Source organism: Pseudomonas sp. CMR5c (genome assembly GCF_003850545.1).
Classification (GTDB): Bacteria; Pseudomonadota; Gammaproteobacteria; order Pseudomonadales; family Pseudomonadaceae; genus Aquipseudomonas; species Aquipseudomonas piscis.
Map to the genome: position 1 here is coordinate 6,568,737 of NZ_CP027705.1, position 26,249 is coordinate 6,594,985.

The 26,249-nt window shown below is 64.4% G+C and carries 26 protein-coding genes and 1 pseudogene; 14 read left to right on the forward strand and 13 right to left on the reverse strand.

The window, feature by feature from the left end; genetic code table 11:
* The first annotated feature begins 74 nt into the window (after window positions 1-74).
* From C4K40_RS30400 to C4K40_RS30410, 3 genes are all read left to right on the forward strand, one after another.
* A complete protein-coding gene (locus C4K40_RS30400; protein WP_022641790.1) occupies window positions 75-359 on the forward strand; it encodes a hypothetical protein in 285 nt (94 codons plus the stop codon).
* 192 nt (window positions 360-551) lie between these two features.
* Complete coding sequence (locus C4K40_RS30405; RefSeq protein ID WP_022641791.1) at window positions 552-797, forward strand: TIGR02647 family protein; 246 nt, start codon at window positions 552-554, stop codon at window positions 795-797.
* Window positions 798-965: 168 nt separating this feature from the next.
* Window positions 966-3,812, forward strand: coding sequence for a class I adenylate cyclase (locus tag C4K40_RS30410; protein ID WP_022641792.1), 2,847 nt, complete (start codon window positions 966-968; stop codon window positions 3,810-3,812).
* A gap of 7 nt (window positions 3,813-3,819) precedes the next feature.
* Here C4K40_RS30410 and rnk read toward each other — a convergent pair whose 3' ends face one another.
* From rnk to cyaY, 3 genes are all read right to left on the reverse strand, one after another.
* Window positions 3,820-4,233 carry a nucleoside diphosphate kinase regulator gene (gene rnk, locus C4K40_RS30415; protein ID WP_022641793.1) on the reverse strand — a complete coding sequence of 138 codons (414 nt, stop codon included), beginning with the start codon at window positions 4,231-4,233 and terminating at the stop codon, window positions 3,820-3,822.
* 141 nt (window positions 4,234-4,374) lie between these two features.
* Window positions 4,375-4,608 (reverse strand): DUF1289 domain-containing protein, encoded by a 234-nt coding sequence (locus tag C4K40_RS30420; protein WP_022641794.1) that lies wholly within the window; start codon window positions 4,606-4,608, stop codon window positions 4,375-4,377.
* A gap of 3 nt (window positions 4,609-4,611) precedes the next feature.
* On the reverse strand, window positions 4,612-4,944 hold the full coding sequence (gene cyaY, locus C4K40_RS30425; RefSeq protein ID WP_053133702.1) for an iron donor protein CyaY: 333 nt from the start codon (window positions 4,942-4,944) through the stop codon (window positions 4,612-4,614).
* 227 nt (window positions 4,945-5,171) lie between these two features.
* Between cyaY and C4K40_RS30430 the strand changes: the two genes are divergently transcribed.
* Genes C4K40_RS30430 through C4K40_RS30455 form a run of 6 tightly spaced genes read left to right on the forward strand, consistent with a single transcriptional unit; the run spans window position 5,172 to window position 9,758 of the window.
* The gene (locus C4K40_RS30430) at window positions 5,172-5,327 is read left to right on the forward strand and encodes a lipoprotein (protein ID WP_022641796.1); all 156 of its coding nucleotides are present in this window, start codon (window positions 5,172-5,174) and stop codon (window positions 5,325-5,327) included.
* Between the two features lie 9 nt (window positions 5,328-5,336).
* Complete coding sequence (gene lysA / locus C4K40_RS30435; protein WP_053133699.1) at window positions 5,337-6,584, forward strand: diaminopimelate decarboxylase; 1,248 nt, start codon at window positions 5,337-5,339, stop codon at window positions 6,582-6,584.
* 4 nt (window positions 6,585-6,588) lie between these two features.
* Window positions 6,589-7,419, forward strand: a complete 831-nt coding sequence (gene dapF, locus C4K40_RS30440) for a diaminopimelate epimerase (protein ID WP_022641798.1) — start codon at window positions 6,589-6,591, stop codon at window positions 7,417-7,419.
* A 13-nt stretch (window positions 7,420-7,432) separates the two neighbouring features.
* On the forward strand, window positions 7,433-8,158 hold the full coding sequence (locus C4K40_RS30445; protein WP_022641799.1) for a DUF484 family protein: 726 nt from the start codon (window positions 7,433-7,435) through the stop codon (window positions 8,156-8,158).
* 2 nt (window positions 8,159-8,160) lie between these two features.
* On the forward strand, window positions 8,161-9,060 hold the full coding sequence (xerC, locus tag C4K40_RS30450) for a tyrosine recombinase XerC (protein ID WP_053133696.1): 900 nt from the start codon (window positions 8,161-8,163) through the stop codon (window positions 9,058-9,060).
* Complete coding sequence (locus tag C4K40_RS30455) at window positions 9,057-9,758, forward strand: HAD family hydrolase (RefSeq protein WP_053133693.1); 702 nt, start codon at window positions 9,057-9,059, stop codon at window positions 9,756-9,758. The genes xerC and C4K40_RS30455 overlap by 4 nt, the downstream gene beginning before the upstream one ends.
* Window positions 9,759-9,835: 77 nt before the next feature.
* Here the strand turns inward: C4K40_RS30455 and sutA are convergent, their stop codons facing one another.
* From sutA to glnK, 4 genes are all read right to left on the reverse strand, one after another.
* On the reverse strand, window positions 9,836-10,159 hold the full coding sequence (gene sutA, locus C4K40_RS30460; protein WP_022641802.1) for a transcriptional regulator SutA: 324 nt from the start codon (window positions 10,157-10,159) through the stop codon (window positions 9,836-9,838).
* Between the two features lie 101 nt (window positions 10,160-10,260).
* Window positions 10,261-10,686, reverse strand: coding sequence for a secondary thiamine-phosphate synthase enzyme YjbQ (locus C4K40_RS30465; protein WP_022641803.1), 426 nt, complete (start codon window positions 10,684-10,686; stop codon window positions 10,261-10,263).
* Window positions 10,687-10,895: 209 nt separating this feature from the next.
* Window positions 10,896-12,233 carry an ammonium transporter gene (locus tag C4K40_RS30470; protein WP_031320686.1) on the reverse strand — a complete coding sequence of 446 codons (1,338 nt, stop codon included), beginning with the start codon at window positions 12,231-12,233 and terminating at the stop codon, window positions 10,896-10,898.
* Window positions 12,234-12,268: 35 nt separating this feature from the next.
* Entirely contained in the window at window positions 12,269-12,607 is a 339-nt protein-coding gene (gene glnK / locus C4K40_RS30475) for a P-II family nitrogen regulator (RefSeq protein ID WP_002555808.1), read from the reverse strand.
* Window positions 12,608-13,018: 411 nt separating this feature from the next.
* On the opposite strand from glnK, the gene C4K40_RS30480 reads away from it, so the two are divergent.
* Window positions 13,019-13,279 (forward strand): accessory factor UbiK family protein, encoded by a 261-nt coding sequence (locus C4K40_RS30480; protein ID WP_022641805.1) that lies wholly within the window; start codon window positions 13,019-13,021, stop codon window positions 13,277-13,279.
* Between the two features lie 157 nt (window positions 13,280-13,436).
* A complete protein-coding gene (locus tag C4K40_RS30485; protein ID WP_053133690.1) occupies window positions 13,437-14,930 on the forward strand; it encodes a YifB family Mg chelatase-like AAA ATPase in 1,494 nt (497 codons plus the stop codon).
* A gap of 4 nt (window positions 14,931-14,934) precedes the next feature.
* On the opposite strand, the gene C4K40_RS30490 is transcribed toward C4K40_RS30485, so the two are convergent.
* The gene (locus C4K40_RS30490) at window positions 14,935-15,513 is read right to left on the reverse strand and encodes a TetR/AcrR family transcriptional regulator (protein WP_022641812.1); all 579 of its coding nucleotides are present in this window, start codon (window positions 15,511-15,513) and stop codon (window positions 14,935-14,937) included.
* Between the two features lie 26 nt (window positions 15,514-15,539).
* Between C4K40_RS30490 and C4K40_RS30495 the strand changes: the two genes are divergently transcribed.
* Window positions 15,540-16,553 carry an ABC transporter six-transmembrane domain-containing protein gene (locus C4K40_RS30495; RefSeq protein WP_031320688.1) on the forward strand — a complete coding sequence of 338 codons (1,014 nt, stop codon included), beginning with the start codon at window positions 15,540-15,542 and terminating at the stop codon, window positions 16,551-16,553.
* Window positions 16,554-16,556: 3 nt separating this feature from the next.
* On the opposite strand, the gene C4K40_RS30500 is transcribed toward C4K40_RS30495, so the two are convergent.
* The 4 genes and pseudogenes from C4K40_RS30500 to C4K40_RS30510 form a co-directional block, all read right to left on the reverse strand.
* Window positions 16,557-17,525, reverse strand: a complete 969-nt coding sequence (locus C4K40_RS30500) for a Ca2+-dependent phosphoinositide-specific phospholipase C (protein WP_031320689.1) — start codon at window positions 17,523-17,525, stop codon at window positions 16,557-16,559.
* Window positions 17,526-17,642: 117 nt separating this feature from the next.
* Window positions 17,643-18,503 (reverse strand): methyl-accepting chemotaxis protein, encoded by an 861-nt coding sequence (locus C4K40_RS32350; RefSeq protein WP_372238142.1) that lies wholly within the window; start codon window positions 18,501-18,503, stop codon window positions 17,643-17,645.
* Window positions 18,504-18,530: 27 nt separating this feature from the next.
* Window positions 18,531-19,589 (reverse strand): annotated as a pseudogene (locus tag C4K40_RS32355) (Cache 3/Cache 2 fusion domain-containing protein); the annotation flags it as partial.
* Between the two features lie 193 nt (window positions 19,590-19,782).
* Window positions 19,783-20,703 carry a LysR substrate-binding domain-containing protein gene (locus tag C4K40_RS30510; protein ID WP_053133684.1) on the reverse strand — a complete coding sequence of 307 codons (921 nt, stop codon included), beginning with the start codon at window positions 20,701-20,703 and terminating at the stop codon, window positions 19,783-19,785.
* A 157-nt stretch (window positions 20,704-20,860) separates the two neighbouring features.
* Between C4K40_RS30510 and C4K40_RS30515 the strand changes: the two genes are divergently transcribed.
* Window positions 20,861-22,252 carry a NorM family multidrug efflux MATE transporter gene (locus C4K40_RS30515; RefSeq protein ID WP_172681657.1) on the forward strand — a complete coding sequence of 464 codons (1,392 nt, stop codon included), beginning with the start codon at window positions 20,861-20,863 and terminating at the stop codon, window positions 22,250-22,252.
* Between the two features lie 9 nt (window positions 22,253-22,261).
* Here C4K40_RS30515 and C4K40_RS30520 read toward each other — a convergent pair whose 3' ends face one another.
* On the reverse strand, window positions 22,262-23,935 hold the full coding sequence (locus C4K40_RS30520) for a bifunctional diguanylate cyclase/phosphodiesterase (RefSeq protein WP_053133681.1): 1,674 nt from the start codon (window positions 23,933-23,935) through the stop codon (window positions 22,262-22,264).
* Window positions 23,936-24,202: 267 nt separating this feature from the next.
* On the opposite strand from C4K40_RS30520, the gene rep reads away from it, so the two are divergent.
* A complete protein-coding gene (gene rep / locus C4K40_RS30525; protein WP_031320690.1) occupies window positions 24,203-26,212 on the forward strand; it encodes a DNA helicase Rep in 2,010 nt (669 codons plus the stop codon).
* The last annotated feature ends 37 nt before the right edge of the window (window positions 26,213-26,249 follow it).

Genomic DNA, 26,249 nt, shown 5'->3' on the forward strand with positions numbered 1-26,249 from the left:
GCTTAACCCTCCGGCCGCCAAGCACCCGGCCCCGGAATCCGGGTAGACTGGCGCCTTTCCTTGAGGAGCCTGCTATGAGCGAGCCAACCGATATCGACAACGACGAAGAAGAGTTCGCCGAAAACACCCTGATCGAGGCGATCGAGAACCAGATCGCCAGCGACAACCCGCCAGCGGCCAAGGCCACGTTCAACAAGCTGACCCTGGTGGGCTACGAGCGGGAAGAAATCCTCAACCTGATGGCTCATGTCCTGGCGATCGAGATCGATGCAATCCTCGAAGAAGACCGCCCCTTCGACACCCAGTGGTACGAAACCGCCCTGCGGGCCCTGCCGCAGCTGCCTCCCGAGAAGCAGTGACCCTCGCTTGCCGGGGCGCCACCTCATGCGGTGCCCCACCAACCTTCCAGCCGCTAGCTACACTGCAACCACCCTGCGGCCAAACACCGCTGTCCCGGGCCGCAAAAGAACTCAGCGAACGCTGGACACACCGCCGCCGTGCGGTCACCTTAAGAACGCTGACCTTTCATTCCTAGAAAGTCTGGAGTCCTTATGTCGTATACCCCTGAGTTGGTTGCCGAACTGGAAATCCTCGCACTGTTCAACCTGGACAGCTCCCAGGAAGGCCTGAAGATCCATCAGACCGCCGCCCCTTCCGCCATCGCTGCCGCCCAGCGCCTGTACACCAAGGAGCTGATCACCCAGCCCGATGGCGGCTACCTCACCAGCCTTGGCCGCGACGCCGCCGAGCATGCCCAGGGCCTGCTGACCATCCTCACCGTCGCTGAAACCGCCTGAAGTCTTCCCGGGCCTGCGGGACTCCCGTCTGTCGGGATTCCGTAGGCCGTCTCGCGCCAATGCGTTAGAAATCCGGCGTCAAAAAATAAAATCAGCTTAAGGCTCAGCCCCGTCTGCCGGTAAACTGCCCCCGACCCTGAACCTCGCCACGTTCGAGCCCCGCTTGAAATGCCCCATACCCATGAAATCCGTCCCGACCTGGATGAAGGAATCGACCGCAAGGTTCTCAGCCAACTTCGCGCGCGCTTTCTGACCCTCAACGAAGGACGCATGGCCCGGGCGATGGAGGGGCTGTCGGCGCGCCAGCAACTGGTCCTCAACCTGCTGCCGCTGTTCTTCCACGTCAATCACCCGCTGCTGCCCGGCTACGTCTCCGGGGCGACGCCAGCGGGCTTGTCCAACTACGAACCCGATCCCCAGGTACTGGCCGAAGCCCAGCGCCTGACTCGCTCCTTTTCCTACAAGGCCCGCCACGGCAACCCGCCGCGACCGATCCATGGACTGTTCCTGATGGGCAGCCTGGGCACCCTGGCCCAGGCCGACCAGAGCGACATGGACGTCTGGGTCTGCCATGCCCCGGACCTGGACGAGAACGAACTGGCCGAACTACAGAAGAAGTGCCAACTGCTGGAGGCCTGGGCCGAAGGCCAGGGCGCCGAAGCGCATTTCTTCCTCATCGATCCGAGCCGCTTCGTCCGCGGCGAACGCGACACCCAGCTGAGCTCTGACGACTGCGGCACCACCCAGCACTACCTGCTGCTGGACGAGTTCTATCGCACCGCAATCTGGCTCGCCGGACGTACGCCGCTCTGGTGGCTGGTGCCGGTGTACGAGGAATCGCGCTACGAGCAGTACATCCATACGCTGTTGTCCAAGCGCTTCGTGCCCGCCGAGGAAAACCTCGACCTGGGGCACATGGCGCGCATTCCCCCGGGGGAATTCATCGGCGCGGGGCTCTGGCAGCTGTTCAAGGGCATCGAGTCGCCCTACAAGTCGGTGCTCAAGCTGCTGCTGATCGAGGTCTACGCCAGCGAGCACCCTCGGGTCCAGTGCCTGAGCCTGCGCTTCAAGCAGGCGGTGTTCGCCAACCGCCTGGACCTGGATGAGCTGGACCCCTACATCGTGGTCTACCGGCGTATCGAGGAATACCTCAAGGCCCGCGGCGAACCCGAGCGCCTGGAGCTGGTGCGCCGCAGCCTGTATCTCAAGGTCAACCGCAAGCTGACTACCGGCAACGGCGCCCGCAATACGAGCTGGCAGCGGGCACTGCTGGAGCGCCTGGCCGAGGAATGGGGATGGGACCAGCGCCAGCTGGCCCTGCTCGACAGCCGCAGCCAGTGGAAGGTGCGCCAGGTCGGTGCCGAGCGGCGCTCCCTGGTCAACGAACTGAACTACAGCTATCGCTTCCTGACCCAGTTCGCCCGTACCGAACAGGCCGCCAGCCTGATCAATAAGCGCGACCTGAACGTGCTGGGACGGCGCCTGTACGCGGCCTTCGAACGCAAGGCCGGAAAAATCGAATTCATCAACCCGGGCATCGCCCCGGACCTGGCCGAAGACACCCTGACCCTGGTGCAGTCGCCGAACCGCAAGGAGCCCGGCCAAACCCACTGGGGCCTGTACAACGGCAACCTGACGGCCCTGGAGTGGGAGCACTTCGCGCCGATCAAGCGCAGTCGCGAGCTGGTGGAGTTGCTCACCTGGTGCCATCGCAACGGCGTCATCGACAGCAGCACCCGCCTGGCCCTGCACCCCGGCAGCAGCGACCTCAGCGAGTTCGAGCTGTTCAACCTGCTGGGCAGCCTGCAACAGACCGTGGCCCTGCCGCTGAACACTGTTAGCGAGGACCAGTTGCTGCATGCCAGCATCCCCAGCGAGGTGCTGGTGCTGGTGAACGTCGCAGTGGACCCGCTCAAGCACCATCGCGAGCTGAACATCCACATGACCACCGAGCGCACCGACTCACTGAGCTATGCCGGGGTGCGCGAGAACCTGGTGCTGACCCTGGACCAGGTCACACTCAACAGCTGGAACGAGGTCATGGTGGGCCGCCACGATGGCGAACATGCGCTGCTCGAGTGCCTGCGCGACTACCTCAACAACCTGCCGTCGGGGCCTCAGCCACGGTTGCGGGTCCGCTGTTTCTGCCACAACCGCGCGCAGTTCATCGCACGCCGGGTGGAGGAATTGTTCGAGACCGCGCAAGACCTGCTGCTCAGCCAGCTCAACTACCGCTACCTGATCCAGGTGCAGCAGCACTATCACGTCCTCGAACTGCTGCCTGGGCAAGTCCGGCACCGGGCCATGGCCACCCCCGCGGCGCTGCTGGAGTACCTGGGGCAGGAGCAAACCCGCTACAGCCCGCTGCACCTGGACCCCATGGCCCTGGAGGAGCACGACCTGGCGCTGGTCCTGCCCATGGGCCAGCCGGACTGCATCCAGGTGTTCTACCGGATCGTCGAGAACCAGGCCGAGCTGTATGTCCTGGATGAGCACAACGCCCTATGGCAACAGACCCTGCCTTACCACGACGAACAGAGCTTGCTGGTGCCACTGCAGCGCTTCTTGCAATCGATCCTCTACCGCCGCGAGGCCCTGTTGCCCATGGACAACAGCCCCGGCGAGAAACCTCTGGATACACTCTATTTCCAGATACTGCCGTCAGGCACTGGCCGGGCGCGCCGGGTAGAGGCTCGCCCCGCCCCGCTGACCCCGATTGACAAGGGGTTCTACGACGTACAGGCGATCATCGGCAAGGCCGCACCGGGGCAGGTGCAAGTCTCGCTGTACTGCAATCAACGGGAGTTTTCCGAACTGGAATATGGCGACCAGCTGTTCAGTGCGGTGGTCCAGGAAATCGTCGAGCAACGTCGCGAACCGGAACGCTACCGTTGCTACATCACCGACCTGGACCTGTCCGGCCTGCTCGGTGATGGGCAAAGCTCGAGCATTCTCTACCTGCGTTACAAGGCCAGCCTGGAGCGGGCCCTGAACGAGGCGCTGGAGCAGGTCTAGGCGGGTATCAGAGGTGGAAGTCGCCTGCGGCTTCCGGCTGGTATTCGACCTCCAGCAAGGTCAGCTTCAGGGTCTTGCCGCCCGGGGCCGGCCAGTCGATGTATTGACCAACCTGCAAGCCCAGCAGCGCACTGCCCACCGGCGCCAGGATGGAGATCTTGCCTTCGTCGGCATTGGCATCCTGTGGATAGACCAGGGTCAGGTGATAGTCCTTGCCACTGCTTTCTTCACGGCAGTGCACTCGCGAGTTCATGGTGACGACACCGGCCGGAACCTCATCGTGACCCACCAGCGTTTCGGCGCGATCCAGCTCGGCTTGCAAGGCAATGACGCCTGGCAGCGAGTCGTCCAGACTATCGATCAGGCGCTCCAGACGCTGTACGTCAAGGCGGGTAAGGATGATGGATGGTGCAGTACTCATGATCCTGGCTGACTCCTGTTTTTTCTGCACAAAAAAGCAAAACCCCGCCAAATAAGACGGGGTTCTCACCGGCCTCGAGGTAGCGAGGCGAAGTCGGACACTATCACAGCATTCGCAATAAACAAACCGTGCGGATATACGCTACAGGTCCCCCGGTGCAGCGGCCTGTTTGCGCTGCAGTGCCTGGGCGCAGATCACCCGGCGACGCTCGTCGTCGGCCGAGCGCCATTCGCGGATGTCCTCCACATGCCGGAAACAGCCGCGACAGACCTTTTCCTCATCGAGGCGGCACAGGCTGATGCACGGCGAACCCACGGCGGGGCTGACGTTGCTGTAGAGCGGCTTGGGCGGACGAACCGCGGGGCTCTGGCTCACGACTCAGAGCCCGTCGAACTCGAGCTTGATGTCGGCCTGCTCGAAGACGATGCGCTCGAGCATCTCGCCCAGTTGCTCGGCACTCTTGTCGCACACCCAGCGTTCGCTTTCTTCGTCGTAGTCGAAGTGGAAACCACCGGAGCGCGCGGCCAGCCATAACTGGCGCAGGGGCTCCTGGCGACTGAAGATCACCTGGCTGGCGTTGTCGAACTTGACGGTGAGCACGCCGGCCGAGCTTTCCAGGTCGATGTCCAGGTCGCTCTCATCGAAAATATCCTCCAGCGCCTGCTGGGTGGCGTCCACCAGGTCGTGGAAACGGGCTTCGGTCAAACTCATTGCGGGAACCTCGAAAAGTGTCTAGTCACGCTCAAGCGCCGCAAGATACGGGCGCCTCCCGGTGAATGCAAAGGATACAGAACCTGCAGCCACCCGGGGCGACCAATCCTCCGGCAGGCCCCGCAGCCGTTGACGAAGGCTCCCCCGGCGAGATTTGCCTTGCATAGGCAAGCTGCCGGGTGGCCGGTATACTCGGGCGCAATTTACGCATTCTCAAGGATTTCGCCATGAAGCGCCTGATCTCCGCCCTTGCTGCGCTCGTCGCGGTTGCCTGCCTTGTAACCGCCTGCGGCCAGAAAGGCCCGCTGTACCTGCCTGACGACAGCAAATCCCCTGAAGAGCAGTCCAAGGCGCACAAGCACGACACCTACGACACCTACTAAGGGCCCGCCATGGACGCTTTCAACTACCGCGACGGCGAGCTGTTCGCGGAAGGCGTAGCCCTGTCCGCCATTGCCGAGCGTTTCGGTACGCCCACCTACGTCTATTCCCGGGCGCATATCGAAGCCCAGTACCAGGCCTATGCCGACGCTCTTGCCGGCATGCCGCACCTGGTCTGCTTCGCAGTGAAAGCCAACTCCAACCTGGGTGTGCTCAATGTCCTGGCGCGCCTGGGCGCCGGCTTCGACATCGTCTCCGGTGGCGAACTGGAACGAGTGCTGGCTGCCGGCGGCCAGGCCGACAAGGTCGTCTTTTCCGGCGTCGGCAAGACCCGTGATGACATGCGCCGCGCCCTGGAAGTGGGCGTCCACTGCTTCAACGTCGAATCCGCCGAGGAACTGGAGCGCCTGCAACAGGTGGCCGCCGAGCTGGGCGTGCGCGCCCCGGTGTCGCTGCGGGTCAACCCCGATGTCGATGCCGGCACCCATCCGTACATTTCCACCGGCCTCAAGGAAAACAAGTTCGGCATCGCCATCGCCGCCGCCGAGGATGTGTACATCCGCGCGGCACAGCTGCCCAACCTGGAGATCGTCGGGGTCGACTGCCACATCGGTTCGCAACTGACCACCCTGGCGCCCTTCATCGATGCCCTGGACCGCCTGCTGGACCTGGTGGATCGCCTCGCCGAATGCGGTATCTACCTGCGCCACATCGACCTCGGTGGCGGCCTGGGCGTGCGTTATCGCGACGAAGAGCCGCCGTTGGCCGCCGATTACGTCAAGGCGGTACGCGAGCGCCTGGCCGGGCGCGACCTGGCCCTGGTGTTCGAGCCGGGCCGCTTCATCGTCGCCAACGCCGGCGTGCTGCTGACCCGCGTGGAATACCTCAAGCACACCGAACATAAGGACTTCGCCATCGTCGACGGCGCCATGAACGACCTGATCCGCCCGGCGCTGTACCAGGCCTGGATGGATGTCAGCGCCGTCCGGCCCCGGGATGCCGAACCCCGTACCTACGACATCGTCGGCCCGATCTGCGAAACCGGCGATTTCCTCGCCAAGGAACGTTCGCTGGCCCTGGCCGAAGGTGACCTGCTGGCCGTGCATTCCGCCGGCGCCTATGGTTTCGTCATGAGCTCTAACTACAACACCCGCGGCCGTGCCGCCGAAGTACTGGTCGATGGCGACCAGGCTGTGCAAGTGCGTCGCCGCGAAACGGTGGCCGAGTTATTCGCTGGCGAAAGCCTGCTGCCGGAGTAAGACCATGCTGCTGCGTTTTACCAAGATGCACGGCCTGGGCAATGACTTCATGGTTCTCGACCTGGTCAGCCAGCACGCGCACATCCAACCCAAGCACGCCAAGCAATGGGGGGATCGCAATACCGGGATCGGTTTCGACCAGTTGTTGATCGTCGAGGCCCCGACCAACCCGGATGTGGATTTCCGCTATCGGATCTTCAATTCCGATGGTTCCGAGGTGGAGCAATGCGGCAACGGTGCGCGCTGCTTCGCCCGGTTCGTACTGGACAAGCGCCTGACCACCAAGCGCCGGATCCGCGTGGAGACCAAGAGCGGCGTGATCGAGCTCGACGTGCGCAACGACGGCCAGATCAGCGTCGACATGGGCCCGCCACGCCTGGTGCCGGCCGATATCCCGTTCCAGGCGCCAGCCCAGGCCACCAGCTATGCCCTGGAGGTCGACGGACGCCAGGTCGAGCTGGCCGCCGTCTCCATGGGCAACCCCCATGCGGTGCTGCGGGTCGATGACATCAACAGCGCACCGGTCCACGAGCTGGGCCCGAAGATCGAGCACCACCCGCGCTTCCCGGCCCGGGTCAATGTCGGTTTTCTCCAGGTCCTGGATCGCCAGCGCGCGCAATTGCGGGTGTGGGAACGTGGCGCCGGGGAAACCCAGGCCTGCGGGACCGGCGCCTGCGCAGCCGCAGTGGCCGCGATCAGCCAGGGGTGGATGGATTCGCCGCTATTGATCGACCTGCCGGGCGGACGCCTGTCCATCGAATGGGCAGGCCCTGGCCAACCGGTGCTGATGACCGGCCCGGCAGTACGCGTATACGAAGGACAGGTGCGTCTATGAGTGAGCGAAATCCATGACCGACCAGCCGCAGGTTCCCAGCACAACGCCCGACGAATCCCCCGCGCAGAACCTGGAAGCGGCGGCCGTCGCCGCCTACCTGGAGGCGCACCCGGACTTCTTCGTCGCCCACGAAGAACTGCTTCCGGCCTTGCGCATTCCCCACCAGCGCGGCGATACCGTCTCGCTGGTGGAGCGGCAGATGAAGATTCTCCGCGAGCGCAACATCGAGATGCGCCATCGCCTGTCGCAACTGATGGACGTGGCCCGGGACAACGACCGGCTATTCGACAAGACCCGGCGCCTGATCCTCGCGCTCCTGGACGCCACCAGCCTCGAAGAAGTGGTGATGAGCGTCGAGGACAGCCTGCGCCAGGAGTTCCAGGTGCCTTTCGTCAGCCTGATCCTGTTCAGCGACAACCCCATGCCGGTGGGCCGCTGGGTATCGGCAGCCGAGGCCCAGGGCGCCATCGGCGGCTTGTTGTCCGAAGGCAAGAGCGTCAGCGGCAGCCTGCGCGAGCATGAGCTGGACTTCCTGTTCGGCGAAGAACAGCGCAAGCAGATCGGCTCCACTGCAGTGGTGGCCCTGGCGCACCAGGGCATGCACGGCGTACTGGCCATCGCCAGCCGCGATCCACAGCACTACAAGAGTTCGGTGGGCACCCTGTTCCTCAACTACATCGCCGAAGTCACCGGTCGCGTGCTGCCGCGCTTCACCCACTCCTTGCGCTCGGTCCGCTGAGCATGCAAGGACAACTGGACGCCTACTGCGCGCACCTGCGCAGTGAGCGCCAGGTGTCGCCCTACACCCTGGAGGCCTACCGCCGTGATCTTGGCAAGGTGCTGGGGTTCTGCGAGAAGCAGCAGATACGCAGCTGGGTCGACCTGGATATCCAGGGCCTGCGCAGCCTGATCGTACGCCTGCACCAGCAGGGGCAGTCCTCCCGCAGCCTGGCCCGGCTGTTGTCCGCGGTACGCGGGCTGTATCACTACCTGAATCGCGAAGGGTTGTGCGAGCACGACCCGGCCAACGGCCTGGCGCCGCCCAAGGGCGAGCGGCGGCTGCCCAAGACCCTGGATACCGACCGGGCCCTGCAACTGCTCGATGGCGCGGTGGAAGACGACTTCCTGGCCCACCGCGACCAGGCGATCCTGGAGCTGTTCTATTCCTGCGGATTGCGCCTGTCCGAGCTGACCAGCCTGGATCTTGCGCAGTTGGACCTGGCCGACGGCCTGGTGCAGGTCCACGGCAAGGGCAGCAAGACCCGGGTCCTGCCGGTGGGCCGCAAAGCCCGCGAGGCCTTGGCGCTATGGCTGCCACTGCGGGCCTTGAGCAACCCGCCGGACGGCGCCCTGTTCGTCAGCCAGAAAGGCCGGCGTCTCGGCCCCCGGGCCATCCAGCTGCGGGTCAAGGCCGCGGGCGAGCGCGAACTGGGGCAGAACCTGCACCCGCATATGTTGCGCCACTCCTTTGCCAGCCACCTGCTGGAGTCCTCCCAGGACTTGCGTGCCGTGCAGGAGTTGCTGGGCCATTCGGACATCAAGACCACGCAGATCTATACCCACCTGGACTTCCAGCACCTGGCCGCGGTCTACGACAGTGCCCATCCACGGGCCAAACGCAACAAAGGCGGTGAACAATGACCATCAAGCTGATCACCTTCGACCTCGACGACACCTTGTGGGACACCGCTCCGGTGATCGTCAGCGCCGAGGCCACCCTGCGCCAGTGGCTGGCCGAACATGCCCCGGACCTGGGCGGCGTGCCGGTGGAGCACTTGTGGGCTATCCGTGCGCAAGTGCTGGAGCGCGAGCCCGAGCTCAAGCACCGGATCAGCGCCTTGCGTCGGCGCGTGCTGTTCCATGCACTGGAGGAAGCGGGGTATGAACAGGCTGAGGCCAGCCGGCTGGCCGCAGAGGGCTTCGAAGTGTTCCTGCACGCCCGGCACCAGCTGGACATCTTCCCCGAGGTGCAACCGACCCTGGAGGCCCTGGCCAATCACTTCGCCCTGGGAGTGGTCACCAACGGCAATGCCGACGTGCGTCGCCTGGGCCTGGCGGACTATTTCCAGTTCGCCCTGTGCGCCGAGGACATCGGCATCGCCAAACCCGATGCCCGGCTGTTCCAGGAGGCCTTGCAACGCGGCGGCGCCAGTGCCGACACCGCGGTGCATATCGGTGACCACCCGGGCGACGACATTGCCGGCGCCCAGCAGGCCGGCTTGCGCGCCATCTGGTTCAACCCGGGCGGCAAGGCCTGGGAAGCCGAACGCGCACCCGATGCGCAGATCCGCAGCCTGACCGAACTACCCGCGCTGCTGGGACGCTGGAAATCCCTCTAGACGCTCGCCCGCTTTTTACACCGGCATGAAAAAACCCGCAGCGACGGCGGGTTTTTTCAGCAAGCAAGTAGCAAGGCTCAGATAGGCCGGCTGCCGTACTTGTTATCAGGCTTCTTGGGCGGGTCGGCGACCACGTTGGCCTCGACTTCCTGCACTTTACCGCCACGGGCCAGGAATTCTTCCATGGCACGCGCCAGTGCATCGCGCTCCTTGTTCTTGGCTTCGACACTCGGCAGCTCGTCTACCGAGACAGCGGCCTTGGACTTGCCTTTGGCGGTCGGAGCGGGAGCATCACCGCCATCGTCTTCCGCCACATCTTCGGCGGCCGCTTCAAGACCTTCTTCGGTATCGTCTTCGTCACCTACTTCGAGGTCGTCGTTTTCCAGATCATCGTCGCTCATGTTCTACCTCATGACTTGCGAAAAGCAGATTAGTTATAGCCCAGCTCGGCCATCTGTCGAAGGCTGCCGGAAAAAATCAACATCCACTGATACTCAGCGGCTTATGCCTTATCACCCTGCAAGGTGACAAGGACTTTACGAGCACCGCCGTGATCACGGTGCTCGCCCAGGTAAACACCTTGCCAGGTGCCCAACGCCAGCCGGCCCGCCGAGATCGGCAAAGTCAGCTGACAGCCTAGCAAACTGGCCTTGAAGTGGGCCGGGAGGTCGTCCGCGCCTTCGTCGTTGTGTTCGTACCCGCTCATGCCTTGGGGCACCAGGGTATTGAAGAAACGTTCGAAGTCGCGCCGGACCGCCGGGTCGGCATTCTCGTTGACGGTCAACGAGGCCGAGGTATGTTGCAGCAACAAGTGCAGCAGTCCGACTCGATATGCCTTCAACTCAGGCAAGCCGGCGAGCAACTCGTCCGTTACCAGGTGAAAGCCCCGGGGCCTGGCCCGCAGGGTAATCAGGGTCTGTTGCCACATACCTATCTCCACGCTTCGGCGCGCATTCTAGCGCGCTCAGGAAAAAAACAAAGCGCCGAATAATCCTGCTTTAGTGTAAGCATTTGCCCTACTAAAAATCGTCTGGCAAACCTGCCAAGGCTCATCATAAAAACCTTTCAGCCTTCCTCAATGACAAGCACCAGGCAAAAAAATGCCCGGCCGAAGCCGGGCTTTTTCGAGCAGGGTGCTTACAGGTTGTAACCGCGCTCATTGTGCTGGGCCAGGTCGAGGCCAACAGCCTCTTCTTCCTCGGTCACCCGCAGGCCGATGATCGCATCCAGCACCTTGAGGATGATGAAGGTCGCCACGGCGGTGTAGATCACGGTCAGGCCCACGCCCTTGGCCTGGACCCAGACCTGCGCGGCAACGTCGGTCACGGTGCCGAAGCCACCCAGGGCCGGGGCGGCGAAGACCCCGGTCAGGATCGCTCCGAGAATGCCGCCAATGCCATGCACGCCGAAGGCATCCAGGGAGTCGTCATACCCCAGCTTGCGCTTGAGGCTGGTCGCGCAGAAGAAGCACACCACACCCGCCGCCAGGCCGATGACCAGGGCCCCCATCGGGCCGACGGTACCGGCCGCCGGAGTGATCGCCACCAGGCCTGCCACCACGCCCGAGGCGATCCCCAGGGCGCTGGGTTTACCGTGGGTGAGCCACTCGGCAAACATCCAGCCCAGGGCCGCGGCAGCGGTAGCGATCTGGGTCACCAGCATGGCCATGCCGGCAGTGCCATTGGCCGCTGCAGCGGAACCGGCGTTGAAACCGAACCAGCCGATCCACAGCATCGCCGCGCCCATCAGGGTGTAGCCGAGGTTGTGCGGGGCCATCGGCGTGGTCGGGAAGCCCTTGCGCTTGCCCAGCACCAGGCAGCAGACCAGGCCGGCGATACCGGCGTTGATATGGACTACGGTGCCGCCGGCGAAATCCAGCACGCCCCAGTCGCCCATCAGCGAACCCGGACCGCTCCAGACCATGTGCGCAATGGGCGCATAGACCACGGTGAACCAGATGCCCATGAAGATCAGCATCGCCGAGAACTTCATCCGCTCGGCGAAGGCACCGACGATCAGCGCCGGAGTGATGATGGCGAAGGTCATCTGGAAGGTGACGAACACCGCTTCGGGGAACAGCGCTGCCGGACCGGTCACGCTGGCCGGGGTGATACCGGCGAGGAAGGCCTTGGACAGGCCGCCGACGAAGGAATTGAGGTTGACCACGCCAGCTTCCATCCCGCTGGTGTCGAACGCGATGCTGTAGCCATAGATGAACCACAGGACAGTCACCAGGCCAGTGATGGCGAAGCACTGCATCATCACCGAAAGAATGTTCTTGGACCGCACCATGCCGCCGTAGAACAGCGCCAGCCCGGGGATGGTCATGAACAGTACCAGGGCGGTGGAGGTGAGCATCCAGGCGGTGTCGCCGGAATTGAGGACTGGAGCAGCCGCTTCGTCTGCCGCCATGGCCAAGCCAGGCATTACGAGGGGCAAAAGGGCTCCTAGCCCTGCGAATTTACGCAGAGTCATGTTGTTTTCTCCTGGGGCGTTGGGTTTGGGGCGGCTTAGATTGCGTCGGTATCGGTTTCGCCGGTACGGATGCGAATAGCCTGTTCCAGATTGACCACGAAGATCTTGCCGTCACCGATCTTGCCGGTGTTGGCAGCCTTGGTGATGGCCTCGATGACCCGGTCCAGATCCTTGTCGTCGATGGCGACATCGATCTTCACCTTGGGCAGGAAATCGACCACGTATTCCGCGCCGCGGTACAGCTCGGTATGGCCCTTCTGCCGACCGAAGCCCTTGACCTCGGTGACGGTAATGCCCTGCACGCCGATTTCGGACAGCGACTCGCGCACGTCGTCCAACTTGAACGGCTTGATGATGGCGGTGACTAGCTTCATGAAACTCTCTCCCGAATTGGTGGACTTGCCCCAGGAAAACAAACCCGACTCAAGTCTAAGCGCAGTGCCTGGCTTTGTAACGCATCGTCGGCCCTCCTCAGCCGGACCGACGCTAGCCGCCCTGACGAAACACTCCCCGTTTCGTCGGTCGCACTGCATTCGTCACAGCGACTGCATCAGTGCATGGGTCACCAGGGTCTAAGCAGAAAGCTTGCCAGGTCGGGAAACACCAGCGATTTCATGAAGTTGCCCGCGGCCCGCGGCCAGGGGCGGGAAAACCCGCCACCGATACGCACGATAACGGTGCGCGCGGTTGCGGCCCGATGCGCAAAAAACGTGCAGGCCGGGCGGCGCCAAGCCCTCGGTTCGTGCGTGATACACTGCGGCCCATCAGCTATTCAGGACATTCCCATGCTCGCCCCCAAAGATCTCCTCGACGCCCTGAGCGGTCATGCCTCGCGCTTGTTCAGCGGCGAAACTCCCCTGCCGCGCAACGAAATCGAAAGCCAGTTCAAGGCCCTGCTGCAAAGCGGCTTCAGCAAGCTGGACCTGGTCAGCCGGGAAGAATTCGACAGCCAGATGGTGGTCCTGGCGCGCACCCGGGCCCGCCTGGAAAGCCTGGAAGCCAAGGTCGCCGAGCTGGAAGCCAGGCTTGAGCCGAAGGATCAATGAGCTGACACCCTCCTCGCCGGCCGCGCGCCTTCATCAAGGCTGAAGGACAGGCCGGCGACACATCCTGTCTGCATTGCCCAGCGCTCGCGCTGCCCCCCTCGCCTATCCTTGCAACACCGCAGGATGCGGTTCCCGCCGCTGCAAGGAAGAACGTCGCATGTCCCTGGCCATCATCCACAGCCGCGCCCAGATGGGCGTACAGGCTCCGGCCGTCAGTGTCGAAGTGCACCTGGCCAACGGCCTGCCGAGCCTGACCCTGGTGGGGCTGCCCGAAACCGCGGTCAAGGAAAGCAAGGACCGGGTCCGCAGCGCGATCCTCAACGCCGGCTTCGACTTCCCCGCCCGGCGCATCACCCTCAACCTGGCTCCCGCCGACCTGCCCAAGGACGGTGGACGCTTCGACCTGGCGATCGCCCTGGGCATCCTCGCGGCCAGCCAGCAACTACCGGCCACGGCGCTGGACCGCGTCGAGTGCCTGGGCGAGTTGGCGTTGTCCGGGGCCGTGCGCCCGGTGCGCGGCGTGCTGCCGGCGGCCCTGGCAGCACGGGATGCCGGCCATGCCTTGCTGGTGCCCCGGGCCAATGCCGAGGAAGCCTGCCTGGCCTCGGGCCTGAGCGTGATCGCGGTCGACCATTTGCTGGAGGCGGCGGCCCATCTCAACGGGCAGGCGCCGATCCCGGCCTGCGTCAGCCAGGGCCTGCCCCATGACCGCGCGCCCTACCCCGACCTGCGCGACGTCCAGGGCCAGCTGGCCGCCAAGCGGGCCCTGCTGGTGGCTGCGGCCGGGGCCCACAACCTGCTGTTCTGCGGCCCGCCCGGCACCGGCAAGACCCTGTTGGCCAGCCGCCTGCCCGGCCTGCTGCCACCGCTGCAAGAACACGAGGCCCTTGAGGTAGCAGCCATCCAGTCGGTGAGCAGCCCCGCCCCGCTGGACCACTGGCCACAGCGTCCGTTCCGCCAACCCCATCACTCGGCGTCGAGCGCGGCTCTGGTGGGCGGTGGCTCGAAACCGCAGCCCGGGGAAATCACCCTGGCCCACCATGGCGTGCTGTTTCTCGACGAGCTACCGGAGTTCGACCGCAAGGTCCTGGAGGTTCTACGCGAGCCCATGGAATCCGGGCAGATCGTTATCGCCCGGGCCCGCGAGCGGGTGCAGTTTCCGGCACGCTTCCAGTTGGTGGCGGCGATGAACCCCTGCCCCTGTGGATACCTGGGCGAACCCAGTGGCCGCTGCCGTTGCACGCCGGAGCAGATCCAGCGCTATCGCAACAAGCTCTCCGGCCCGCTGCTGGATCGCATCGACCTGCACCTGACCGTCGCCCGCGAGGCCACGGCCCTGAACCCCGCGCCGCAACCGGGTAACGACAGTGCCAGCGCCGCCGACCTGGTGGCCTGTGCGCGCGACCTGCAACTGCGGCGCCAGGGCTGCACCAACGCCCTGCTCGACCTGCCCGGCCTGGCGCGCCATTGCAGGTTATCCACAACCGACGAGCGCTGGCTGGAAGCAGCCTGCGAGAACCTCGGCCTGTCGCTGCGCGCGGCCCACCGCCTGCTCAAGGTGGCCCGGACCCTGGCCGACCTGGAACAGGCCACCGCCATCGGCCGCGAGCACCTGGCGGAGGCACTGCACTATCGCCACGGCAGCGGTTGAAGGTTCAGTCATCCAAACCCAGCAGCAACCCGGCAACCTCCATGACCTCCGCCAACGCGGCCTGTTGCGCCGCAGCTGAAGCCTGCAGCAGCAGATCGTCGGTGTAGCCCATGGCCAGGGCGAAGATCTGCCGCGCCGCCCGCCCGGCATCCGCGCAGCGAAACACCCGGGCCTGGACGCCAGCGGCGATGATCGATGCCAGCAACGCCTGCCACTGGCCATTGATTCGCAGGTAGACCTCGGCCAGCTCGGCGTCGTGCATGGCTTCATCCCAGGCATCGAGCCACAGCCCCCAACCGACGGAGTTGGAGTCCGTCAGGCAATCGAGGAGAAATATTCGCAGGGCCTCGGCCGGTTGCGCATCGCGCACCAGGCCCTCCACCGCCGCCAACTGGCCATCGGCGAAACGCACGAAGGCCTCGCGGCGCAGTTCCTTGAAGTCGCTGAAGTAGTGGTAGATGTGGCTACGGGACAGGCCGGCATGCTCGGCCAGGTCACGGGTGGAAACCTCGGCGAAACCCTTGCTGTGAAACAGTTCCAGGGCTGCGCCGATGATCTGGTCCTTTCGGTCGTTACGGGACATCGGTAATCGAACCTCTTGCTGCCGGGATGACCGGCACTTGCATTTTGAGCGATCGCTCAAGGATAATTGAGCACTCGCTCAATATTAACCGTTATCTCATTCGTGGTGCAGTCATGTCTGTCGTCACTCGCCCCGCCATCGCGGATCCCACCCAGAAACTCGGCCAGCAGTCCGCCGGCCAGACCCTCAAGGCCATCGCTCGCGCCTATCCAGGCAAGCTGTTCGTCACCTTGTCGCTGGTGGCCCTGGAGAACGCCCTGCTGCTGGCCTACCCGCTGTTCGCCGGGTTCGCGGTGGACTCGATCCTGCGTGGCGATACCACCCACGCCCTGGTCTACGCCATGGTGGTGTTGGGTTTCTGGATCGTCGGCGCGGCGCGGCGGGCCGTGGATACCCGGACCTTCACCCGCATCTATGCGGACCTGGCCGTACCGGTGATCCTCAACCAGCGCCAGCAACAGCAGAACACCTCGACCGCGGCGGCGCGGGTGGTGCTGGCCCGGGAGTTCGTCGACTTCTTCGAGAAGCACGTGCCGATCATCGCCACCGCCCTGGTCTCGATCATCGGTGCGGCGGTGATGCTACTGGCCATCGAACCCTGGATCGGCCTGGCCTGCCTGGTGGCGCTGGTGCTGTGCGTGGTGTTGCTGCCGCGTTTCGCCCGGCGCAACCAGCAGTTGCACGAGCGCCTGAACAACCGCCTGGAAAAGGAAATCGGCCTGGTGGCCAGGGTCGGTGCCCAATCCCTGCAGCGCCACTACCGCCTGCTGTCGCGGCTGCGGATCTGGCTCTCGGACCGGGAAGCCACGGCCTACCTGTTCCTCGGCGTGGTGGCGGCAGTGCTGTTCGTGATCGCCATCACCCAGCTGTCGCTATCACCCGAGGTCAAGGCCGGCCATGTGTACGCAGTCATGACCTACCTGTGGACCTTCGTCAGCAGCATCGACGAAGCGCCGAGCATGGTCGACCAGTTGGCGCGCCTGCGGGATATCGGCAAGCGCGTGGATCCGGGGCTCGGCGACTCCACCGAACCCCAATAAGGCTCAGAACGGCCGGATGCGCACTCCACCGTCCCCCTGGTCGGCGAACTTGTAGTACGCCGACAGGTTGACCTGCTCGGCGATGTGCTGGGCGAAGGACACCCCGTCGTCACCCCAGACCCGACCGATATGGCTGTAGGCAAAGGCCTGGGCCGCCCACTTCTTGTCGCCCTTGCCCATGTTGTTCATGGCCACGTAGCCCGATGACTGGTCGGACATGCCACTGACCTTGCCGCTGACATCGTTCTGGCCATTGGTGACCGGGGAGATGAACACCTTGGCACTGGAGGTCCGGGCCTCGGCGTACTGCGAGAGCTTCTGGTTCTCGGAGTGGTTGAGCACCAGCAAAACCTTGCCCTGCAACTGGCTAGCGGTGGGCCAGTCCTTGCCCTTGAGGTTCTTCTGCAAGGCCCCGGCACTGCTGCCGATGGAGCTCGCCAGGTCCTGAGGGGTATAGAGCTTGCCCTGGAAGATCCGGCTCACCAGATCGTCGAAATCCTGCGGCGTGCGCCCGGAACTGGCTTTTGACCAGCCCTGCTTCTTGTCCAGGATCACGGTGATGGGGAAATGCCCCGGATGGCCGTCGCTCCAGTTCTTGATGTCGTTCAGGCAGGCTTCCAGGTCGTTCTTGCCGGTGCCATCGCCCGTGCAGTTATTGTCGTTGCCGGACTGGAACAGGGTGCCCGGGTTATGCCGCACGAACCAATGCCGTGGCGAGCCTCCGGTGGCCGCGTCGCGCTGGTCCCAGAAGTCCAGCTCCAGGGTACGTACACTGTCGAGCACACTGCTGAAGGTGCCTGCGTACTGCTTTTCATAGCAGTTGTGGCAGGCCACCTGGGCAATGCGGTTGAACGGCGTGTTCCAGGCTGCCGGAGCGATGAACGCCGGGCTTTCCTGGCCGAAGGCTGCGTGGCCGAGCAAAAGCGTCGACACAGCCAATAGAGGGGGAACGAAACGGGATAGACGAGTCATGCTTGCTCCTGCTGAAAGGTAAGTCCTTGAAGGGCAATCAACCGCTCATCTGTTTTAGTCCAATCATGCGTCATTGCAACCAGCGCCCTCCAACGCCAGGCCGGAGGGCAGGTGCCGTCAACGGAAGCGATCGACCTCGTGGCGCAGGTCGGCGGCCAGGGCCTCCAGCTCGCGTGCGGTAACCGCCAGGTTGGACACCACCTCACGCTGTTCGCTGTTGGCCTGGGCGATGCTCTGCAGGTTGCGGCTCAGGACCGTGGCCGTGCTGCTCTGCTCCTGGGTCGCGGTGGTGATGGCGGCGAATTGCTCGCCGGCACTCTGGCTCTGCTCGTCGATCAAGGCCAGCGCAGCGGCCACTCCGGCGTTGCGTGACAAACCTTCCTGCATCAGGCGGTTGCCCTGCTCCATGGTCTGGATGGCATTGCCGGTTTCCTGCTGGATGCTGCTGATCATCTGCGAGATTTGCGCGGTGGCCTCGCGGGTACGCGAAGCCAGGTTGCGTACCTCGTCGGCCACCACCGCGAAGCCCCGCCCCTGCTCCCCGGCACGGGCCGCCTCGATGGCTGCGTTGAGGGCCAGCAGGTTGGTCTGGTCGGCGATGGCGGTGATGACCCCGACGATCCCGCCGATTTCCTCGGAGCGCTGGCCCAGGGTGTCGATCACCGCCGCGGTGCTGCCCAGGGCCCCGGCGATCTGTTCCAGGGACGACGAAGCCTGCTCCATGGACTCGCGGCCGATATGGGTCTGCTCGGCGTTCTCCTCGGCCAGGCGCTGGGTGCTGCCCATGTTGTCGGCGATGTTCAGCGACGTGGCGCTGAACTGCTCCACGGCCCCGGCCATGCTGGTGATTTCCCCGGACTGCTGCTCCATGCCTTCGTAGGCACCGCTGGACAGCCCGGACAGCGCCTGGGCCCGGCCACTGACCTCGGTGGCGGAGCGGCGGATGTGCTCGACCATGGTCGACAAGGCCTCGCCCATCTGGTTGAAGCTGCGGGCCAGTTGGCCGATCTCATCGTGGCTGGAAACATTCAGCCGCGCGCTCAGGTCACCACCGCCCAGGGGCGCCAGCTTGCTACGCAGCAACCACACCGTGGCGCCCACCGCCAGCAGCATCGCCAAAAGGCTGCCGATCACCAGGCGCAGCCCCACGCTCCAGGTCACCTGGCGGATCTCGGACTTGGGCATGCTCGCCACCACCGACCAGGGGCCATCGGCGAAAGGCATCGCCAGGCTGTAGAAGTCCTCGCCACCATCGCTCCAGAAACGCCCCTTGCCCGGCTCCTTCGCCGCGTCTACCAGGACCTGCGCTGCCTGGTCCAGGGCCTGCACGCCGGCCGGCGGCACCAGCCACTTGTGCTGTTCGTCGAGCAGGGCCAGGGAGCCGCTCTGGCCAATGCGGAAGCGCTTGAGATTGGCGAACTGCGCGTTCTGCGCGTCGGTGTAGTCGAAACCCACGAACAACACAGCGATCACTCGGCCACTGCGGTCCGTCACCGGGGTGTACTGGGTCATGTAGAAGCGCTCGAACAGCAGCGCCCGGCCAACATAGCCCTGCCCGGCCATGAGCTTCTGGTAGGCCGGATGGGCGTGGTCGAGCAGGGTGCCGATGGCGCGGCTGCCATCCTGCTTGCTCAGGGAGGTGCTGACACGGATGAAATCGTCGCCGCTGCGCACGAACAGGGTCGCGACCCCGGCGGTCATCTGCTTGAACCCATCCACTTCATCGAAGTTGTTGTTCAGCACCACATTGCCCAGGTGCAAGCCAGGAGTCTGCACCCCGGCGACGCTCACCGGCTCGTCGGGATGCACGCTCAGGCCACTGCGAAAGCGGTTCTCGAACAAGCCGCTCAGGCGCTGGGTGCTCTCGCGCAGGCTGCCATGGAAGGTGTTGAGTTGGTCGGCCAGCAGGCGTGCTTCGCTGGCCAGGTGTTCTTCGCGGGTATCGAGGTTCGCCGAATCCAGCGAACGCAAGGCAAACAGGGTGCTGCCGCTGATCACCAGGGCGAGTACCAGGGCAAGGGCTAGCCCTAGCTGGGAGGCTATCCGGGCACGGGGTTGGGACATGATGGCTCCTGGCCGAGAAGGCGGATCATCCTGATCAAGTGGCACGCTCGGCAGCAATAATTCCAAGTTTTTCTAGTGAGTTAGGACCTTCCTGAACGCTGGTTCCATATCCCAGGATTCGGCGGCGCCCGGCAATACTTGAGCGGCTTGCAAGGATATATCTCCAGCCCCGCCAACCGGGTGCTTCAACGTTTCAGCCCAGGCGCTCCACCTGGGGCAGCTGCATGGCCGCGACCTCCCCTTGCAGGAAGTCGCTCAGGCGCCGCAGGCGCTCGCCGCCGGGCCGGGTCCTGGGCCATACCAGATAGTAGTCCAGGCCACTGGCCACCGCCGTCGGCCAGGGCAGGCTCAAGCGCCCCTGGGCCACGTCCTCGGCCACCATCAGCAGATCGCCCATGGACACACCGTAGCCCCGTGCCGCAGCGATCATCCCAAGCTCCAGGGTGTCGAACACCTGTCCGCCCTTGAGCGAAACCCGGTCGGCCAGCCCCATCTGTTCGAGCCAACTGCGCCAGTCGCGACGGTCCGGGGTCGGGTGCAGCAACTCCGCGCTCGCCAGGCGCGCCGCATCCCAGGGCTGGTCGTTGAGCAGGTTCGGCGCGCCCACCGGGATCAGTAGTTCCGGGAACAGGCAGCTGGACTCCCAGTCGGCGGGAAAGTGGCCGTTGCTCAGCAGTACCGCGCAGTCGAAAGGCTCCTGGTTGAAATCCACCGAGTCCACATCCATCCAGGCACTGGTGAGCTGCACTTCGTTGCCCGGCTGCAAGTGGCGGAAACGACTGAGCCGCGCCAGCAGCCAGCGCATGGTCAGGGTCGACGGCGCCTTCATGCGCAGGATGCCGTCTTCGCCGTGCAGGATGCTGCACGCCCGCTCCAGGGCTGCGAACCCTTCACGCACGCCCGGCAACAGCAGGCGGGCCGCTTCGGTCAACAGCAGGTTGCGTCCGCTACGCTGGAACAATCGGCAGGCGAAGTGTTCTTCCAGGGTACGGATGTGCCGGCTGACGGCGCTCTGGGTGATCGACAGCTCTTCGGCGGCCCGGGTGAACGAACTGTGCCGGGCGGCGGTCTCGAAGGCCCGCAAGGCGTAGAGAGGGGGTAGACGGCGGGACATGCTCGGGCTCCGGCAGCGCAATGACGCCACGCTACCAGAAAGCGCTTCGCATGAGTTTTTATCATGCGAGCAAGTATATTTATCGCTTTGTGCAACGGGCCAAGAGCGCCGAGAATCAGCGCCTCTACCGATATCCACCTGATCGAGCCTGATGACCATGCAGCATCCTGCACGTACCGAACTCTGGGCCATCCTGCGGCTGGCGGGGCCGTTGATCGCCTCGCAGCTGGCGCACATGCTGATGGTCCTCACCGACACCCTGATGATGGCTCGCCTGAGCCCCGAGGCCCTGGCCGGCGGCAGCCTGGGGGCGGCCAGCTATTCCTTCGTCTCGATCTTCTGCATCGGGGTGATCGCCGCGGTGGGTACCCTGGTGGCGATCCGGCATGGCGCTGGCGACATCGAGGGCGCCACGCGCCTGACCCAGGCCGGCGTGTGGCTGGCCTGGCTGATGGCCCTGGTGGCCGGCCTGCTGCTGTGGAACCTCAAGCCAGTGCTGTTGCTGTTCGGCCAGACCGAAAGTAACGTCCAGGCCGCCGGCCAGTTCCTGCTGATCCTGCCCTTCGCCCTGCCCGGCTACCTGAGCTTCATGGCCTTGCGCGGCTTCACCAGCGCCATCGGCCGGGCCACGCCAGTGATGGTCATCAGCCTGTGCGGCACGGTGGCCAACTTCCTGCTCAACTACGCGCTGATCACCGGCATGTTCGGCCTGCCCAAGCTCGGGCTGGTGGGCATCGGCCTGGTCACCGCCATCGTCGCCAACTGCATGGCCGTGGCCCTGGCCTGGCACATCAAGCGTCACCCGGCCTATGCCGCCTACCCGCTACGCCAGGGGCTGTCGCGAATCAACACCCGCTACCTGCAGGAGCTATGGCGCCTGGGCCTGCCCATCGGTGGCACCTATGCCGTGGAAGTCGGGTTGTTCGCCTTCGCCGCGCTGTGCATGGGCACCATGGGGAGCACCCAGCTGGCGGCCCACCAGATCGCCCTGCAGATCGTCTCGGTGGCGTTCATGGTCCCGGCGGGAGTCTCGTACGCCATCACCATGCGCATCGGCCAGCACTACGGGGCCGGGCAATTGCTGGACGCGCGCCTGGCAGGCAGGGTCGGCATCGCTTTCGGCGCAGTGGTGATGCTGGGATTCGCAGCGGTGTTCTGGCTGCTGCCGAACCAGTTGATCGGATTGTTCCTGGATCACAACGACCCGGCCTTCGCCCCGGTGATCCATCTGGCGGTGAGCCTGCTGGCGGTGGCGGCCTGGTTCGAGCTGTTCGATGGCACCCAGACCATCGCCATGGGAGCGATCCGCGGCCTCAAGGATGCCAAGACCACCTTCCTGGTGGGCCTGGGCTGCTACTGGCTGATTGGCGCGCCTTCGGCCTGGCTGATGGCCTTCACCCTGGGCTGGGGGCCGACCGGCGTCTGGTGGGGCCTGGCCCTGGGCCTGGCTTGCGCCGCCATCAGCCTGACCCTGGCGTTCGAGTGGCGGATGCGGCGCATGATCAAGCGCGAGGGGGCGACGCCGGCCATGGACCTGCAGCCCGAGTGAGCCCCTGGCTCAGACCACTTCTTCGTGGAGCGCGCGCTGGCTGTTGCCGAAGGTCAGGTACTCCACCAACTCGGCCAGCGGCAGCGGCTTGCTGATCAGGTAGCCCTGGGCCTGGTCGCAGCCGAAGTCGCGCAACAGCGCCAGTTGCTCGGCGGTCTCCACGCCTTCGGCCACCACCTCCAGGTTGAGGTTGTGCGCCAGGTTGATCATGGCGTGGACCAGCTTGCGGTTTTCCTCGCGCTGCTCCATGCCGCCGACGAAGCTCTTGTCCACCTTGAGCAGGGCGATCGGCAGGCTATTGAGGTGCACGAACGAAGAGAAACCGGTACCGAAGTCGTCCAGGGAAAAGCGCACGCCCAGCCGCCCCAGGGCGTCCATGGTCTGCTTCACCAGGTCGCTGCGGCGCATCACGGCGGTTTCGGTCAGCTCGAACTCCAGCCACTGCGCTTGCACCCCATGCTCGGCGATCAAGCGCCCCAGCGTCGACAGCAGCTGGCTGTCCTGGAACTGGCGAAACGACAAGTTGACCGCCATGTGCAGCGGCTCCAGCCCGCGCTCGCGCAGGGCTTGCATATCCCGCAGGGCGCGAGAAATGACCCAGTAGCCCAGGGGCACGATCAGTCCGCTCTGCTCGGCCAGGGGCACGAACTCGCTGGGCGGTAACAGGCCGCGTTCGCCATGGCGCCAGCGCACCAGGGCCTCGAGGCCGACGATCTTGCCATCATGCAGGTTCAGCCGCGGCTGGTAGTGCAGCTCCAGCTCATCACGGCGCAGGGCCCGGCGCAGCTCGCTTTCCAGGTCGGCCAGGCTACGCGCGTTGCGGTTGATCCGCTCGTTGAAGATATGAAAGGTGCAGCCCTGGGTGCTCTTGGCCTGCTGCATGGCGATGTGCGCATGCCACATCAGCGGGTCGGCACCGGCGTTGGCGCGAGCGTGGGCGATCCCCAGGCTGCAGCCGATCAACAGGCTTTCACCATCGATCCAATAGGGTTCGGCCATGGCTTCGGTGATGCGTTCGGCCATCCATTCGGCGCGCTGTGGAGCGCGGCGGGTATCGATCAGCAAGGCGAACTCATCGCTGCCCAGGCGCGCCAGCTGGTCACCGGCCTCCAGCTGGCTCTTGAGCCGCGAGACCACCTGCAGGATCAGCCGGTCACCGGCCTGATGGCCCAGGGCATCGTTGGCGTGGCGAAAGTTGTCCAGGTCCAGGTGACCCAGGGCCAGGCCGCGCCCGTCGTTTTCCGCCAGGCGCGCCGCCAGCAGCGTCTGGAAACCCTGGCGGTTGGCGATGCCGGTCAAGGGGTCCTGCTCGGCCAGGCGCTGCAAGGTGTTCTCCAGCACTCCGCGCTCGCGCACATGGCGCAGGCAACGACGCAAGGCGTCGGTGCTCAGGCTCGAACCCACCAGCCAGTCGCTGGCCCCCACCGGCGTCACCGTGGGCTCCTGGTCCAGCAACAGGATCGTGGGCAGGCTGCAACGCCCGGGTCCGGGCTGCAGTTGTGGAATGGTCAACAGGACCGCGTTGCGATCATCTTCGAACAGTCGGCTGACCGACTCCCAACTGGGAGCGTTGATCAATACCACCGAGTCTCCCAACGGAGCGACACACTCGCGCAACAACGCTGTCCATACCGGCTCGAGGGCCAGTAGCAGCACACGCAAGGGTTCGACAGGCTTGGACAAGCTAGCTCCCTAGACTCTGCAAAAAAGTTGGCGGCGGGCATTATGGCGCGCAAAAGGACAATATCAATTGATATTGATTATCATACGCAATTTCTTGTACCGCTCTAATTCGAACATTAGACGCATATTTAGCGCGCATCCTGCGGGAAAGTATCAAAACCGGCAAATTTAGATAGCGTTATGCGTCACAAGTCGGAGAGACGCAGCAGAATCCGTTCATCCTGTTAAAATGCCCGCCCTTTTCGCAACCGATCCCTTTTTACCGTCATGTCCCGACTCAATCCCCGGCAGCAAGAAGCCGTGAACTACGTCGGCGGCCCTCTTTTGGTGCTCGCCGGTGCAGGCTCCGGCAAGACCAGCGTGATCACCCGCAAGATCGCCCACCTGATCCAGAACTGCGGGATCCGCGCCCAGTACATCGTCGCCATGACCTTCACCAACAAGGCGGCACGGGAAATGAAGGAGCGGGTCGGCACCCTGCTGCGTAGCGGTGAGGGTCGCGGCCTGACCGTGTCGACCTTCCACAACCTGGGCCTGAACATCATCCGCAAGGAGCATGTGCGGCTGGGCTACAAGCCGGGCTTCTCGATCTTCGACGAGACCGACGTCAAGGCCCTGATGACCGACATCATGCAGAAGGAGTATTCCGGGGACGACGGCGTCGACGAGATCAAGAACATGATCGGCGCCTGGAAGAACGACCTGATCCTGCCCGCCCAGGCCCTGGAAAACGCGCGCAACCCCAAGGAACAGACCGCGGCCATCGTCTACACCCACTACCAGCGCACGCTCAAGGCGTTCAACGCAGTGGACTTCGACGACCTGATCCTGCTGCCGGTGAAGCTGTTCGAGGAGCACGCCGACATCCTCGAGAAGTGGCAGAACAAGGTGCGCTACCTGCTGGTGGACGAATACCAGGACACCAACGCCAGCCAGTACCTGCTGGTGAAGATGCTCATCGGCACGCGCAACCAGTTCACCGTGGTAGGCGACGACGACCAGTCGATCTATGCCTGGCGCGGCGCGCGCCCGGAAAACCTGATGCTGCTCAAGGACGACTACCCGTCTTTGAAAGTGGTGATGCTGGAGCAGAACTACCGCTCCACCAGCCGCATCCTGCGCTGCGCCAACGTGCTGATCTCCAACAACCCCCACGAATTCGAAAAGCAGCTGTGGAGCGAGATGGGCCACGGCGACGAGATCCGCGTGATTCGCTGCAAGAACGAGGACGCCGAGGCCGAGCGGGTGGCCATGGAAATCCTCACCCTGCACTTGCGCACCAACCGTCCCTACAGCGATTTCGCGATCCTCTACCGGGGCAACTACCAGGCCAAGCTGATCGAGCTGAAGCTGCAGCACCACCAGGTGCCTTATCGCCTGTCCGGCGGCAACAGCTTCTTCGGCCGCCAGGAAGTGAAGGACCTGATGGCCTACTTCCGCCTGATCGTGAACCCCGATGACGACAACGCCTTCCTGCGGGTGATCAACGTGCCGCGCCGGGAAATCGGCTCCACGACCCTGGAGAAACTCGGCAACTACGCCACCGGACGCGGTATCTCCATGTACGCCGCCACCGAGGAAATCGGCCTGGGCGAGCACCTGGACAGCCGCTTCACCGACCGCCTGGCACGCTTCAAGCGCTTCATGGACCGGGTCCGCGAACAATGCGCCGGCGAGGATCCGATCGGCGCCCTGCGCAGCATGATCATGGACATCGACTATGAGAACTGGCTGCGCACCAACAGCTCCAGCGACAAGGCCGCCGACTACCGGATGGGCAACGTCTGGTTCCTTGTCGAGGCCCTGAAGAACACCCTGGAAAAAGACGAAGACGGCGAGATGACCGTCGAGGACGCCATCGGCAAGCTGGTCCTGCGAGACATGCTGGAACGCCAGCAGGAAGAGGAAGACGGCGCCGAAGGAGTACAGATGATGACCCTGCACGCCTCCAAGGGCCTGGAGTTTCCCTACGTGTTCATCATGGGCATGGAAGAGGAAATCCTCCCCCATCGCTCCAGTATCGAAGCCGATACCATCGAGGAGGAGCGACGCCTGGCCTACGTGGGCATCACCCGCGCGCGCCAGACCCTGGCCTTCACCTTCGCGGCCAAGCGCAAGCAGTACGGCGAAATCATCGACTGCGCGCCAAGCCGCTTTCTCGACGAACTGCCTCCGGACGACCTGGCCTGGGAAGGCAACGACGACACGCCGACCGAGGTCAAGGCCGTTCGCGGCAACAACGCTTTGGCCGATATACGCGCGATGCTAAAGCGGTAAAATCGACTATTTTTCAACAGACCCTTGGCCCCAAAGC

Coding starts and splice junctions, on each gene's coding strand:
- C4K40_RS30500 (WP_031320689.1), bottom strand. CDS start 17,525: ATGACTCGTCTATCCCGTTTCGTTCCCCCTCTATTGGCTGTGTCGACG.
- C4K40_RS30485 (WP_053133690.1), top strand. CDS start 13,437: ATGTCCCTGGCCATCATCCACAGCCGCGCCCAGATGGGCGTACAGGCT.
- C4K40_RS30480 (WP_022641805.1), top strand. CDS start 13,019: ATGCTCGCCCCCAAAGATCTCCTCGACGCCCTGAGCGGTCATGCCTCG.
- C4K40_RS30410 (WP_022641792.1), top strand. CDS start 966: ATGCCCCATACCCATGAAATCCGTCCCGACCTGGATGAAGGAATCGAC.
- C4K40_RS30465 (WP_022641803.1), bottom strand. CDS start 10,686: ATGTGGCAACAGACCCTGATTACCCTGCGGGCCAGGCCCCGGGGCTTT.
- rep (WP_031320690.1), top strand. CDS start 24,203: ATGTCCCGACTCAATCCCCGGCAGCAAGAAGCCGTGAACTACGTCGGC.
- C4K40_RS30490 (WP_022641812.1), bottom strand. CDS start 15,513: ATGTCCCGTAACGACCGAAAGGACCAGATCATCGGCGCAGCCCTGGAA.
- glnK (WP_002555808.1), bottom strand. CDS start 12,607: ATGAAGCTAGTCACCGCCATCATCAAGCCGTTCAAGTTGGACGACGTG.
- lysA (WP_053133699.1), top strand. CDS start 5,337: ATGGACGCTTTCAACTACCGCGACGGCGAGCTGTTCGCGGAAGGCGTA.
- cyaY (WP_053133702.1), bottom strand. CDS start 4,944: ATGAGTTTGACCGAAGCCCGTTTCCACGACCTGGTGGACGCCACCCAG.
- C4K40_RS30455 (WP_053133693.1), top strand. CDS start 9,057: ATGACCATCAAGCTGATCACCTTCGACCTCGACGACACCTTGTGGGAC.
- rnk (WP_022641793.1), bottom strand. CDS start 4,233: ATGAGTACTGCACCATCCATCATCCTTACCCGCCTTGACGTACAGCGT.
- C4K40_RS30515 (WP_172681657.1), top strand. CDS start 20,861: ATGCAGCATCCTGCACGTACCGAACTCTGGGCCATCCTGCGGCTGGCG.
- C4K40_RS30400 (WP_022641790.1), top strand. CDS start 75: ATGAGCGAGCCAACCGATATCGACAACGACGAAGAAGAGTTCGCCGAA.
- C4K40_RS30495 (WP_031320688.1), top strand. CDS start 15,540: ATGACCGGCACTTGCATTTTGAGCGATCGCTCAAGGATAATTGAGCAC.
- C4K40_RS32350 (WP_372238142.1), bottom strand. CDS start 18,503: ATGGGCGAGGCCTTGTCGACCATGGTCGAGCACATCCGCCGCTCCGCC.
- C4K40_RS30445 (WP_022641799.1), top strand. CDS start 7,433: ATGACCGACCAGCCGCAGGTTCCCAGCACAACGCCCGACGAATCCCCC.
- C4K40_RS30470 (WP_031320686.1), bottom strand. CDS start 12,233: ATGACTCTGCGTAAATTCGCAGGGCTAGGAGCCCTTTTGCCCCTCGTA.
- C4K40_RS30430 (WP_022641796.1), top strand. CDS start 5,172: ATGAAGCGCCTGATCTCCGCCCTTGCTGCGCTCGTCGCGGTTGCCTGC.
- sutA (WP_022641802.1), bottom strand. CDS start 10,159: ATGAGCGACGATGATCTGGAAAACGACGACCTCGAAGTAGGTGACGAA.
- C4K40_RS30405 (WP_022641791.1), top strand. CDS start 552: ATGTCGTATACCCCTGAGTTGGTTGCCGAACTGGAAATCCTCGCACTG.
- C4K40_RS30510 (WP_053133684.1), bottom strand. CDS start 20,703: ATGTCCCGCCGTCTACCCCCTCTCTACGCCTTGCGGGCCTTCGAGACC.
- dapF (WP_022641798.1), top strand. CDS start 6,589: ATGCTGCTGCGTTTTACCAAGATGCACGGCCTGGGCAATGACTTCATG.
- xerC (WP_053133696.1), top strand. CDS start 8,161: ATGCAAGGACAACTGGACGCCTACTGCGCGCACCTGCGCAGTGAGCGC.